Below are 13,438 nucleotides of genomic sequence, written 5' to 3' on the forward strand. Positions count from 1 at the left end.
TATTCATTACCTACCGATGCTCCCGACAATCCTTCGTTTCTTCACACAGTCCCCAATCGCATCCTGGTTCTGGACATTCCTGATTTTACTGGCCTGTACCTGGCCCGGAAAAGATATTCCTGCCGCACCTGTAGTTGGTTTTGACAAACTGGTACATGCCGGATTATTTATAGTGTGGATTAATTTATGGCTTTTACAAAGCAAAGGAAATGCCAACAGGCTCATCGTTATCGGGATGGGCTATGGCCTGGCTTTGGAATTTTACCAACAGCTCCTGCCTTTTGACCGCACCTTCGACTGGTGGGACGCCGTGGCAGACGCTGTTGGTGTACTTACAGGTTATCTCTTTTTTAAATTTATCATGAGCCCCTATCTCCAGCGCTTATACTGATTGATGAGCCCGTTGGTGGAACTGTCATGATTGTTAACCGGCCAGTCGCTTTGCAATTCGGGATATATTTTATTGGCAAGTTGTTTACCCAATTCTACACCCCATTGGTCAAAGCTGTAAATGTTCCAGATAATTCCCTGAACAAATATTTTGTGTTCGTACATGGCAATCAAACTGCCCAGTACCTTGGGGGTTATTTTCTTTACGAGTATTGAGTTGGTAGGCCGGTTGCCTGTAAAAGCCTTGTACGGCGCAAGCGCCGCTATCTCTTCCTGGTTCTTACCCGCAGCCACTAGTTCGGCCGCCGCTTCGTCGTAAGTTTTGCCATTCATTAATGCTTCTGTCTGGGCAAAAAAGTTGGAAAGCAGCATTTTGTGATGATCCCCAAGCGGATTATGGCTCACGGCCGGGGCAATAAAGTCGCAGGGGATCAGCTTGGTGCCCTGGTGAATGAGCTGATAAAAAGCATGCTGACCGTTTGTTCCGGGCTCTCCCCATATCACCGGCCCCGTCTGATAGTCAACAGGCTGGCCGTCTCTTCCCACATATTTGCCGTTGCTCTCCATATCACCCTGCTGAAAATACGCAGCAAAACGATGCATATACTGATCGTACGGCAAAATAGCCTGTGATTGGGCATCGAAAAAGTTATTGTACCAGATTCCCAAAAGCGCCAGAATTACCGGAATATTTTTATCAAACCTGGTATTTCTGAAATGGTTATCCATATCATGGGCTCCGGAAAGCAACTGTTCAAAATTCTGGAAACCGATAAAACATGCTATGGAAAGACCAATGGCAGACCACAACGAATAACGGCCTCCCACCCAATCCCAGAAACCAAACATATTGGCAGGATCAATACCGAATTTTTCAACCTCGCTCCGGTTTGTGGATATTGCTACGAAATGTTTTTTAACATGCTCCTGATCCGTTGCCGTCTCCAGAAACCAATCCCGCGCGCTGTGTGCGTTGGCCATGGTCTCCTGGGTGGTAAAGGTTTTGGAGGCAATCATGAAAAGGGTTGTTTCGGAGTTGAGCCCCCTGAGCGTCTCCGCAATATGCGTTCCATCAACATTAGACACAAAATGAACCTTGAGGCCCTTTTTGCCATAAGCTTTAAGCGCCTCGGTTACCATCACAGGACCCAGGTCGCTGCCGCCTATCCCAATGTTTACAATGTCCGTAATTTCCTTGTTAGTATACCCCTTCCAGGCACCTGACCTGACCTGCCCCGAAAATTCTTTCATTTTGGCCAGCACTTCGTTCACGTCTGGCATCACATCTTTCCCGTCCACCAAAACAGGAGTATTCGCCCGGTTTCTGAGTGCAATATGTAACACCGAGCGTCCCTCCGTGCTATTGATCTTTTCGCCGGTAAACATTTTTTCAATGGCATCTTTCAGCCCCGACTCCTCCGCCAGCTGGACCAGATATGCCCGTGTGCGGGTTGTAATCCGGTTTTTGGAATAATCGAGCAGGATATCTCCCAGTCGTATCGAAAATTTCCGGTGACGTTCGGGATCTTCCTCAAATAATTCCCTGAGATGTTTCTGGCTTATAGTCTTATGGTGAGTCTTCAGCTTTTTGTAAGCAGCAGTCTTATCAAACGGGGTAGATGCTAGCATAAGTGATATGGTGTTAAGTAAGGAAAATCAAACGAACAGCAAATTAAAAATGCAATTGCCGCTTCTATTATGCAAAAATAGAATTTTGGATCACTTAACACCATATTATCTTATTTACTTGCCTCACAAACTCCTCTGAAATACCCCACAGACTCTGCAATTCCGGCGAGCGGGTCTTTCATATCCTTCTCGTATTCAAGACTGCAGCTGCCTGAATACTTTACTTTACGCAGCATGTTCACAAAAGCGGGTATATCAATTATTCCCCGGCCCAGTTCGCAGGTTTTACCATCTTTGGTTGCCGCAGTCACGTTTTTGAGGTGTATATCAAAAATCCGTTTACCGTATTTTCCCAGATCTGCAACAGAATCCTGGTTGTCACGCCGGTTGTGTCCCATGTCAAAGCAAAGGCCTATTCTGCTATCAAGGTCTTTAATTTTTTCATATACCGAAGCGGCATTCGGGTATAATTTATCCTCGGGGCCATGGTTATGTATGGCATAGCGGATATCATACTCTTTTACCTTTGTTGCCAGATATTCCAAATCTTCATGGTTCGGTATACCCACAATCAGATTCACCCCTACCCTTTTGGCATAGTCAAAGGCATTGTCAATGTCCTCATGGGTTTTGGTATAAATTGGTCCCACGGCATAGCCAGTCACACCGGATTCCTTGAGCTTGGCATGAAAAGCAGCAATTTCCTCAGCAGTGCTTTTATAGGGAAGGTGGAAGTCCTTGATGCATAAATAATGAACGTCGGTCTTACGCATCATTGCCAGGGATTCATCCAGTTTGAAATTAACAAAACTGTAACCTGCAATCCCTAACTTGAAAGTATCCTCCCTGGGCGGCTGGGGTACTGCCACCGGTTGATCTTTAAAGGAAACGGTACCGAATGCCAGACTGGCTATTCCGCTTTTTACGAAATTTCTTCTTGAATTCATGATTGGAAATTTACATTTAGTATCATTGATTCTAACAAGACGATTTGTTTCAGATTTACCCTATTCCCATCCCGGTCCTCTGACGCTGATCACATAAACCAAGCCTGTGGATATCAAATTTTAAGCCTGATGCCCAGCCTGTTAACGAAGCCTGTAAGGACGATGATCAGTATGGAAAACAGCATGGATTTCACAAGACCCGTCATGCCGGTCCTCAAAAACAGCGGAAGTCCTATGCCCAGCAGCGCACCGGCTGCATACCAGAGGTAAGGTATCAGATAACAGGTGAGGGTGGCGGTGCCAGCGGGCCTGATGATAGCCGCCCACTGCTTTTTCTTTTGGATATCTACCAGCCAGAAGAAAAATGCAAAAGCCGCAAAGCTGATCCCGCTGCAGATTCCAACCCAGGCAGGTGTGGCGCGGATCTTGGAAATTCCCCAGAACGGCCGTGTACCAAAACCATAAACAAGAGATAAGAAACTCAGCAACAACAGAATGGCAACAAACCAGGATGCTTTGAAATTCCCTGAACGGCTCCTGTAAATTACCGAAGCTACCACGCCACCCATCGTAAACGCCGGCATAGATCCACCGCCCACAATCCAGACATATCGCCTGACATCATCCAAAAACGACAGTACTCCCGAAAACTGCGCCAGATTGAAAAGGACAAAGAACAACCAGACTCCAATGACACCTACCACGCGGTCGCCTGCTAAAAGATACCCAAGGGCACATAAAAGGTACGACCAGCCGATCAGCCCGAGTATCCCATACCAGTGCGTACCCATCCACGACGGATTGGACGCGTCGCCTCCTTTGTAGATCACCGCCAGGACGACCAGAATGGTGTAACCAAAGAGTTTTAAGATAATGTATAAGGTTTTTCCCGAATCTTTTTTGGGGTATACGTTCCAAATAAGCAGAAAGGCAATCACCATCAGAATTTCCCACACATATTTACTCACCACCATGCCCTCGCTTACTGCGTTTTCCAGATTTACGATGTAGATACCCATCAGCAACAAGGCAAACGTTCGTTCCAGTATATGCCACAGAATTGTTTTCAGGTGATCTCCTTTGGTTTTTCTGTTAGCAATGGCAAAGGGTATGGACAAACCAACTATAAAAAGAAACCCGGGAAAAACCACATCCGACAAACCCATGGCGTCGTCAGCAGCAGCGCTGTGTTTCAGCCATTCGGGTATCTGCTCTAGTGTCCAAAGGTCATTCACAAAAATCATCAGAAACATAGTAAACGCCCTGAAAATATCAATGGAATCAAGGCGTGAGGCGAGCGGAGAAGTATTTGTCATAGCTGAGGTTAAGGATTCTGTTCACAGTTGAAAGAGGTTTACCGTAACCTGTTTCAATAAATACAGGACAACAAAAGCATCATTAAACCCTCATGCACATACGTAGAGCAGTTGTTAAAGTTGATATCCAGCAAGTTACTTTCCTGTTCCCATTGCAATTCTATCGATAAAATTCATGAGCAGCGGATATCCGGGTATGGTCATATCGTGCCCGTATCCGTCCATTTCATAAAGTGTCGTTTGGGTATGTCCCGTTAGCTTCATCATACGCAGGAGGTATGCATTTTCTTCATACCTGCCCAGCATCTCCAATTCACGATCGCCGGTGATCAGCAGCAAAGGAGGCGCATCGGCCCTTGCCCAGAAAATTGGAGCAAATTCATCGATCACCGCCTGTGTCTTTGGTATCCCTCTTTCCTCCCTTACAGTCATGTGCGTGATGCCATGACCGCTGAAAGGAGCGAGGCCCGCAATTTTATTGGCGTCAATCTGGTGTTTTGAGAGCCATTTTTTATCCAGCCCAATCATACTGGCCAGGTACCCTCCGGCCGAATGTCCTGAAATAAATATAAGTGACGGATTACCTCCGTACTTTTTGATATTGTTAAATACCCAGGCGGTGGCAGCAGCGGCATCTTCAATATACGCAGGGCATTTTACTTTTGGATAAAACCTATAGTTGGCGGCAACCACCACATACTTCCCGTTTTTAAGTTGCTCCGGGATAAATTTCTCTCCGCCTGTTAAACCACCTCCATGAAACCAGATAATTACCGGCAGGTTACCTCCATTGGGAGGATAAAAAACATCCAGCACTCCCCTTTCCTTCTTGTAGGGGTCTGCCTTGTTTTCAGCATCGGAATAATAATGGATACTGGTTTCGGTTTTAAAATTCGCTGGCTGCCCATACACCGAAAACCGTAACATCAAAATGAATAAAAGTACTGATACTGACCTGTTCATACCTGACTTTTGATAAAATTTAGAAGTTGATCCTAAAAGTAAATAAATAAACGGGCCCTTCCGTGTAAAAATGATTTTACAATTTTTCTCCCTCCTCCTGGCACCTTCCCCTGGCATTCCGCCCGTTCGGAAGCGAGACCGAAAATGGTTAATAATTCAACCCGGTTTTAAGACGCTTCAAAGTTCATTTTTCCGGCTTAATGTAAAAATGGATGAAGCATAATTACCAGTGTAATTAATTTAAACATAAATATAACATTCTCAATATCAACTGAGGTGTTATAAGATGATCAACGATATGAAACTTTTCCTTTCCTCCCGTCACCCAGAACCTTGAAACCAGATACCATTCTGATTGAAATTGCATGGGAAGTTTGCAATCCAATCGGAGGAATTTTTACGTCATTGAAAACCAAGGCGCCCGAAATGGTGGATACCTGGGCGGATAATTATGTCCTGATAGGCCCTTACTTCCGCGAAATTTCTGCTTTACATTTCCGCCCTTCTGCGGAGCGGGACAATACACCGCTCAACGGAACAGTGGCTTATCTGCGAAGCCTGGGTTTTGAGGTAATGCAGGGTCACTGGCTCATGGAAGGTGCCCGCCCCAAAGTAATACTGATTAATCCCGTTTTATCCACTGATCACCTGAACGAAATTAAGGCCCGGTTATGGCAGCAGCGCGGCATATCTTGCCTCAATACGGATGAACTGACCGATCAGGTAATCGGTTTCGGCGAGTTGGTCAGAATATTTCTGACAGAATTTGCACACCGAATCCCAGCCGAAAAGGATATTGTCGGGCATTTCCATGAATGGATGTCCGCATCCGGTTTACCAGACGTTTCTTCTGACCAGACCAGGATCGCAACCGTTTTTTCAACCAATGCCACTATTCCTGGCCGGTACATGGCTTCCAATGAGGCCGATTACTATTCCGACTTTACACGTTATGACTGGGGCCAGCGTATCCGGCAGTACAATATAGAAGCTCCGGCAGGCATTGAACGCGCCGCTGCTCAAAAGGCGCAAGTGCTTACGACAAACAACGTCCAGACGGCACGGGAATGCGAGATTTTCTTCGAACGTTCACCGGATAACGTCATTCCCGGGTCTCTTAACCTCAGGACCCGCACGCATCATGAAACTTTTGAGCTCCATAAAAAAAACAAAACGGTAATTGATGCATTTATCAAAGGGCATTTTTCACCTTCCTATCAGCTTAATACCGACAGGACACTTTATCTCTTTACGGCCGGGCGCTATGAATATAAAAACAAGGGGTTTGATGTAACCCTGGAAGCAGCTGCCCGCCTGAACCAGCAGCTCCGGGAACGCAGACTTGACATTAACATCGTACTCTTTGTGATTTCCAAACGGCCGTTTCATTATATCAAACCGGAGGTACTGGAGGCAAAGGCACGTTTTCTGGAACTGCAAAAAATTTGTCAGAAGATCAGCAAAGGACTGGGTCCTCAGCTCTATACCAGCGTTGCCAGCCACAGAAATGGCCTCCTGCCCAACCTGAACGAAATGCTCGACGCAGAACTACTGCTCACCTGGCGCCAGGCACTTCTCAATTTCAGGACCCATAAACTTCCGGCAGTAACCACGCATGAACTGGTGTGGAACGATGAGATAACCGATTTTCTTCAACGAGAAGGACTGGACAACCGGGAGGATAATCCGGTAAAGGTTGTTTACCATCCTGATTTTTTGGAGCGCACCCGTTCTCCGCTGGGTATGGATTTTAAGGAATTTGTGGCCGGATGTCACCTGGGGATTTTCCCGGATCTTTATCAGCCCTGGGGATATACGCCCATGGAAACGGTGATGTCGGGCACGCCTGCCATACTTAGTGACGCTTCCGGGTTTGGCCATTTCATTAAAGAAACCATTAAAGAGCCCTGGAAACGTGAAGTTCATTTCATGCAAAGAAAACATACCAAACACGCACAGGCCGTGGATGAGCTGACGGAAAAACTGCTGGGATTTGTGATGCAGTATGCCCACGACCAGTTCGTTCCTCGTACCGACGTATCGTCGACCCTGCAGGGAAGTTTCAGCAGCCTGTTTATGAATAAACGTTATAACGACAGCTTTCGTCAGGCGCTCCTCCGGCGACAGCCCGAAACACACCTCTATTAAAAGCAAAATGCCATTCCCGTAAAGAAATGGCATTTTGCTTTTAATCCGATATTTCCCGTTATCAATTCGCCTTATATCTCAAAGACAACATGGTGATATCATCAAACTGGCTGGCTGCACCGATGAATGTGACCAGCGCATCGAGTGTTGCATCGTTCATTTCTTTGGCAGTTTCCTTTTTTGCCCCCTCGCCCGTTGTAAAGAAATCCTGAAGACCGTGCAGCCCGAAACGCTGTCCGGTGAGGTTGTCTGCATCAGTTACACCATCTGTATATAGTACAAATTTATCTCCCGGATTTAACTGCAGGGTATGTGATTCAAATTCGAAGGTAGCATCGAAGCACAATGCCATCCCTCCCTGCTTTTTGACCAGCTCCGTTTCTCCGTTGGCACGGATAATCAGCGGTGGTTCATGACCTGCATCCACGTACTCCACTTCCCCTGTTTTAACATTCAATATGCAGACAAAGGCCGTAACAAACATAAATGAAGAGTTATCTTCACTCAAAAATTCATTCACGATTTTGACCTTTTCCACTATACTATCTCCATTCCGGTTGGAAAACTGGCTTTTGAAAATCGCCTTAGTGATGGCCATGAAAAGCGACGCCGGGATACCTTTGTCCGAAACATCGCCGATCATAAAGAAAAGTCTTTCGGAGTCCATCATGAAATAATCATACAAATCACCTCCCACCATTTTGGCTGGTTTAATGAATGCATGCAAGTCTACACCCGCCTGACCTATGTTGGCAGGCACTATTTTTGGAAGCATGGAAAGCTGTATTTCCTTCGCCACACTCAGGTCGTTCTGGATCGCAATGAGCTGTTCTCTGCCTTTTTCCAGGTTGGCAAGCATTTCGATATGCTCAACCGTTTTGGAAATCGTAATTTCAAGATCCTCAAAATTTACTGGTTTTGTCACAAAATCAAATGCTCCCCGGTTCATAGCTGTACGGATGTTGTCCATATCACCGTAAGCCGACACCATAATCGCTTTCAGCAGAGGATTTTGCTTCTCATTAATTTTGGCAAGAAACGTCAGACCATCCATGCCCGGCATATTTATATCCGACAAAATAAGGGCAATGTCCTTGGTCTCCTCCAACTTTTCCAGCGCTTCGTTGCCATTATTCGCAAATACAAATTCATATTTTTTCTCGCGGATCTGTTTTCTGAATAGTTGTAGGATCAACATTTCCATATCCTGTTCATCGTCCACGCTTAATATCCTGATAGCCATTATTTTGAAGTTTTTACAAAAGTTTGAGTTTTCTGATTATTTATTAATTGCCGGGATCACAATCACAAATTCTGTGACCTCCCCTAATGTAGAGCTTACCTGAATAGTTCCTTTGTGGGTATCCACAATGCTGCTGTACGTAAGAGCCAGTCCAAGGCCAGTTCCCTTTCCCTGAGGTTTGGTGGTAAAAAAAGGTTCAAACAACTTGGATACCACCTCCTCCCGGATACCAATGCCATTGTCGCGTATCCGTATTTCGAAGCTGTCACCCACTTTTTTGCTGAATATCTCAATCAGCGGGTCATAACCGGCTATGTCCTGTTTTCTTTTTTCGTTCACTGCATAACAGGCGTTATTCACCAGGTTCAGAATCACACGACTAAATTCGCCACGGGACAAAACCACATCCTTTACCTCAGGATCCAAGTGGTAGCGCAGGCTCACGTTGAACTCCTTGTCGTCACCACGCACACCCTGGTATGCGAGCTTGCTGAATTCTTCCAGCATCTGGTTCAGGTCCGTTGGCTCAAAATAGGGTCCGTCATTCCGGGTTTGCGCCAGCATTCCCTGGATGATACGCTCAATTCTCTTTCCGTTATCGTTGATCTTTTTCAGATTTTCAGAGATCATTTTCACGAGATCCTTGCCGTCGGCCATGTCGTCCTCAGTGAGTTCTGCCGTTGGTTTTTCCATGATTTCCTCCAATTCTTCTATCAGCCCCTGCGACAGCCTAGAAAAATTATTGACAAAACTAACCGGGTTCTTAATTTCATGCAGAATTCCGGCACTCAACTGCCCTATGTCGGCAAGCTTGCTGAGGCCCTGTACTTTCTGCTGGTAGGCATCCAATTCATCGTGGAGCTGTTCCATACTCCTTTGGACGGGAACACCGTCGTCCTGGGCATCGGGTTGTGTATGTATTTCTAAATCCATGTGTTTATTAAGGTTCCGTTTGTTCGTGAGTTATATCTATTGACTAATAGTTGGCAGGAAAATCTCAATTTCGGTATATTCATTTTCCTTTGAATTAGCGGTCATCCTTCCTTTGTGATATTCAATTATATCCTTGCTCATAAAAAGCCCCAGGCCTGTCCCTTTGGAAGTTGGCTTGGTCGTAAAAAACGGATTGAACAATTGCTCAGTTTCTTTCAGAGGTATCCCCTTTCCGTTGTCGCGCACGGTTATTTTTATTCCACCGTCTACCATTTCCGTACCTATTTTTATTTCCGGTACGAAATCTTTTATTAATTTTTTCTTTTCAAGCACCGTGTAACAAGCGTTGCTGATCAGGTTGGTAATCACCTGAGAAAATTCGTAGGGCAGCAAATTTACCTTAACAGAATCGCCTATTTCAAACTTCAGCCGGATGGTTTCGGTGCTTTTATTTTCTGCCTGCACCTCTTGTAATGCCGACTTTACCTTGCTCTCCAGGAATGGATTCAGATCGGTCGCAAAAAATTCGGTCGATTTACCTTTCAGCAATTTCTGCATATCTTTTACGATACGCGTGGTACTGTTTCCATGTTCAAAAATCTTCTCAAGATTTTTCTTGAGCATACTCATCCCGCTTTCTACATCGTCCCGGTCGTCCTCACTGTATCCTTCTATATTCTTCTGGGTAACTTCGTCAATTTCGTCCACCAGCGATACCGACGACTGAGAGAAATTATTGATATAGTTCAGCGGATTAAGTATCCGGTCCACAATACCCTTGGTAAGCTGGCCCACGGAGGCCAGACGTTCCTGCCGGATGAGTTCTTCCTGTGTTGACTTAAGGTTAGTGAGTGTAAATTCCAGGTTTTCAAGAATGTTTGTCTTGATGTAAGCCCCGATGAGGTGCTCCTTAAGGTTTTTTACAATGTTAAAATCACGTTGCCCAAATGCATTTTCATGATCGGCATTTTCCAGTGTGATAAAACTTTTCACACTTCCTTCTACCCTGATCAGAATGGTTATCAGGGATTTGGGTGCAAAAAAATCATCGATCAGATTGTTTATGTTTTCATGCCTGAACTTGTTTTTCAGAAAGATATCTTCATACACCTCGCGGCCTCCATCCATATAACGCTGTTCGGCTTGTTCGTACGTGAAGCTTACATGTTCTACATCTTCAATACTAACACGGCCCGACAAAGCAATGAACTGATAATTATCCGTGGCCTTATTGTACGTCAGAGCAGAGGCACTGTCCACATTCTGAAACTGACATAACCGGTCCAGTACCAGCTGAAACAGTCGTTTGGTATTGACCTCGCTATTGATCGACTTCACAAATTCATCAATTCTCTCCAGCTGGTCGTTCGTGGAGGCAAGCTCCTCAGACTGCTTTTCAAGCTCCTCTTTCTGGCTCACCACCTCCTCCGTACGCTCCCGGATCATTCTTTCAAGGCCCTGTTTTTCTTTTAAGATCACACCCAGCCTCCACTTTACCGAATAATAAACGGCTAACGCCAACACCACGGCATAAAGCACATACATGTACCATTTCAGATACCAGGGCGTCAGGATCGTGAAGCTCAGGTTGGCCTCTTTGGAAAGTTGGTTGTAAACGTCTTTTGCCCTTACCCTGAAATTATAATTACCAGGTGGTAAGCCGCTGTAATCCCTTCTGGTAACACTGGACCAATCGGACCATTTTTTGTCATAATTCTCAAGATATACCTGATACTGAATTTCCTGATTCAGAAAAAAACTGGGTAGCGCATACACAACGGAAATACTGTTTTCATCGGGCCGGAGCATGATCTTCCCATAGCCATTAAACGTTGTGTCAGAAGCGGCACTGTTGGTTTCAGAAATTTTGCCGCTTGTAGTACTCACCTCTCGCAACAGAACTGGATATTGGCTCGAGATCTGGCTGCTAACCTTTAGGTCAATCCGGTAGAGCCCCTGCTCCCCCCCCACCCAGGTAACCTGATCATTTTCAGGAAGGATGGTTTCAAAGGAAAGCTGCGAAATGGGCATCAACGGCGTTTCAATTTTATCAAAACCATTTTTATCCGTACCATTTTTGCGGTAGAAAGTCAGCATTTTTTTATCCCCCCGCGTGGCCCATATATCCCCCCGGCTGTCGGGCATGATCCTGTCAAACCATACCTTCTCTTTCACCAGAAAGTTATAGGGCTCAAACCTGTCCTGCGCGCTCCGGTATGTAAACAATCCATCTTTGTTGGTTACCAGCAAATTACCATTATAAAAACTCAGTTTGTTATAGTAAGGATTGGCCAACCCCTCTTTCCTGCTATACTGGCGATAGGACGTGAAGCTTTTATCAACCCGCAAGATCCCGTTAGAAAATGTTTCCAGCCACACATATCCGTCCTCATTTTCCTCGATACCTACAATCGGTATCGGGCGCTCATCCGCTGGTTCAATGGTATGCAACTTGGAAATAGACCAGCCGCCGCCGTTTCTTTTGACAATGCCGAGGCCATCCTGCAAACCTACATAGATGGTACCCGGACTGATCCTGGATGATTTTATACTCAGTGCAAAGTCGGAAGTAATCTGCTGTGGACTGCCTTTTCCAGTCCAATAGAAAACCCCGCTGTTGGTTGCTGCCACAAGTGCGTCTCCGGAAGTATCAAGCCCGAGGCATCCTCCTACAAATTCCTTCACCTGTGTTACACGGTTGTTCTCCACGTAAAAAAGGCCGTAAAGGGTTCCTACGTAAAGTTTTCCCTGAAACCGCTCTATAGAAGTGACTTCACCCTTGAGGCCGTTTGCATTGTCATAACGGGAAATTGGTGACGGGATACTTATTTTTCCGATGCCGTCATTAAGCGCCATCCATAAATTTCCCTCCCGGTCGGTAAATAGAAAACTCGCCTGGCTGTCGCGGATTGCCCCACCTGACACTATAGGATACAGTAAATTCCCGGTGTTGGATATCACAATAATACCTCCGTCCGAGATACCTACTGCTATAGAGTTGTCCCTCAACGAAGTGGCGTAGGTAGCCTTTTGAGCCATGAATACCTGGCTTGCATTACCGCCGGCCCTGGTAATCCGCTCATTCTCGATCCAAAACAGTCCCTGAAAACTGGTTACGATCAGCGAGCGACTTTCATTCACCTTTACAACAGAAACCACATTCGTCAGGTCTGGAACGTCTGGCCCTCGCTGAACGGGCTTTGAAGTTTTGCCGTCCCAAAGCGTAACCGACTTTTCCCTCATTATCAGCAACTTATCTTTATAGGCAAATGCCGACTGCGTGGTTGATTTATTCCGGATCACTTTTACAGTTCGACCGTCCCAATGAAAATAGGCCGTATTGGAAATAAAATATACCCCTTGGCTGGTTTCAATGATCTGAATGATCGGACTTATCTCTTCCTTGATCTTCGCCGACAAGCTAATGAATTCCCTTGCTCCCAAGGTGTCTTTAAGATACCCGAATTCTCCGTTGGCCCCCACGAGAATACGTCCCTTTTTATCAAGCAGAAGAGAAGAAACGTACCTGATATTTTTGGTAGGTATGGTCTTCCAATCTACTCCGTCATACTCCAACACTCCTTTAAAATTGGCAAAATACATCAGCCCGGATTTGTCCTGGGCCACAGAAAAATTCTGTCCGTGCCCATGATATTCCGATGGTTCATACACGCGGGAAAGTGGGTGTCCAACTTCGGGGTAGGGATAAACGATAGCCTGTGACATGGCTGTCAGGCTTGGCAGCAACCACTGCAAAAGCATGAAGTACCCTATCCTTCGGCCGTACTTTTTCATTTCATTCATTGTATTTATACTATCAATCATCACAGCAGCTTTGCCATTCAATTACTTAAAAAGTCGACACCCTT

General features: G+C 45.6%; 9 protein-coding genes. 2 read left to right on the forward strand and 7 right to left on the reverse strand.

Translation table 11 applies throughout. The annotated features are described in order from the left end of the window. Positions 1–16: 16 nt before the first annotated feature. On the forward strand, positions 17–391 hold the full coding sequence (locus tag KOE27_RS09560) for a VanZ family protein (protein WP_215238666.1): 375 nt from the start codon (positions 17–19) through the stop codon (positions 389–391). Here KOE27_RS09560 and pgi read toward each other — a convergent pair. From pgi to KOE27_RS09580, 4 genes are all read right to left on the reverse strand, one after another. Continuing rightward, the gene (gene pgi / locus KOE27_RS09565) at positions 370–2,019 is read right to left on the reverse strand and encodes a glucose-6-phosphate isomerase (protein ID WP_215238667.1); all 1,650 of its coding nucleotides are present in this window, start codon (positions 2,017–2,019) and stop codon (positions 370–372) included. The two genes, KOE27_RS09560 and pgi, sit on opposite strands and share 22 nt — an antisense overlap. Before the next feature lie 110 nt (positions 2,020–2,129). After that, positions 2,130–2,966 (reverse strand): sugar phosphate isomerase/epimerase family protein, encoded by an 837-nt coding sequence (locus KOE27_RS09570; protein WP_215238668.1) that lies wholly within the window; start codon positions 2,964–2,966, stop codon positions 2,130–2,132. 113 nt (positions 2,967–3,079) lie between these two features. Further along, positions 3,080–4,282, reverse strand: a complete 1,203-nt coding sequence (locus KOE27_RS09575) for a DUF5009 domain-containing protein (RefSeq protein WP_215238669.1) — start codon at positions 4,280–4,282, stop codon at positions 3,080–3,082. Positions 4,283–4,417: 135 nt separating this feature from the next. Then, positions 4,418–5,245, reverse strand: a complete 828-nt coding sequence (locus tag KOE27_RS09580) for an alpha/beta hydrolase (protein WP_215238670.1) — start codon at positions 5,243–5,245, stop codon at positions 4,418–4,420. A gap of 333 nt (positions 5,246–5,578) precedes the next feature. Here KOE27_RS09580 and KOE27_RS09585 point away from each other — a divergent pair, with 333 nt between their 5' ends. Continuing rightward, positions 5,579–7,393 (forward strand): glycosyltransferase family protein, encoded by a 1,815-nt coding sequence (locus KOE27_RS09585; RefSeq protein WP_215238671.1) that lies wholly within the window; start codon positions 5,579–5,581, stop codon positions 7,391–7,393. A gap of 61 nt (positions 7,394–7,454) precedes the next feature. Here KOE27_RS09585 and KOE27_RS09590 read toward each other — a convergent pair whose 3' ends face one another. Genes KOE27_RS09590 through KOE27_RS09600 form a run of 3 tightly spaced genes read right to left on the reverse strand, consistent with a single transcriptional unit; the run spans position 7,455 to position 13,364 of the window. Then, positions 7,455–8,636 carry a PP2C family protein-serine/threonine phosphatase gene (locus KOE27_RS09590; RefSeq protein ID WP_215238672.1) on the reverse strand — a complete coding sequence of 394 codons (1,182 nt, stop codon included), beginning with the start codon at positions 8,634–8,636 and terminating at the stop codon, positions 7,455–7,457. A 36-nt stretch (positions 8,637–8,672) separates the two neighbouring features. Next, positions 8,673–9,569, reverse strand: a complete 897-nt coding sequence (locus KOE27_RS09595) for a sensor histidine kinase (protein WP_215238673.1) — start codon at positions 9,567–9,569, stop codon at positions 8,673–8,675. A gap of 36 nt (positions 9,570–9,605) precedes the next feature. After that, positions 9,606–13,364, reverse strand: coding sequence for a sensor histidine kinase (locus tag KOE27_RS09600; protein ID WP_215238674.1), 3,759 nt, complete (start codon positions 13,362–13,364; stop codon positions 9,606–9,608). Positions 13,365–13,438 lie beyond the last annotated feature (74 nt).

This window comes from Dyadobacter sp. CECT 9275 (assembly GCF_907164905.1).
Taxonomy (GTDB): Bacteria; Bacteroidota; Bacteroidia; order Cytophagales; family Spirosomataceae; genus Dyadobacter; species Dyadobacter helix.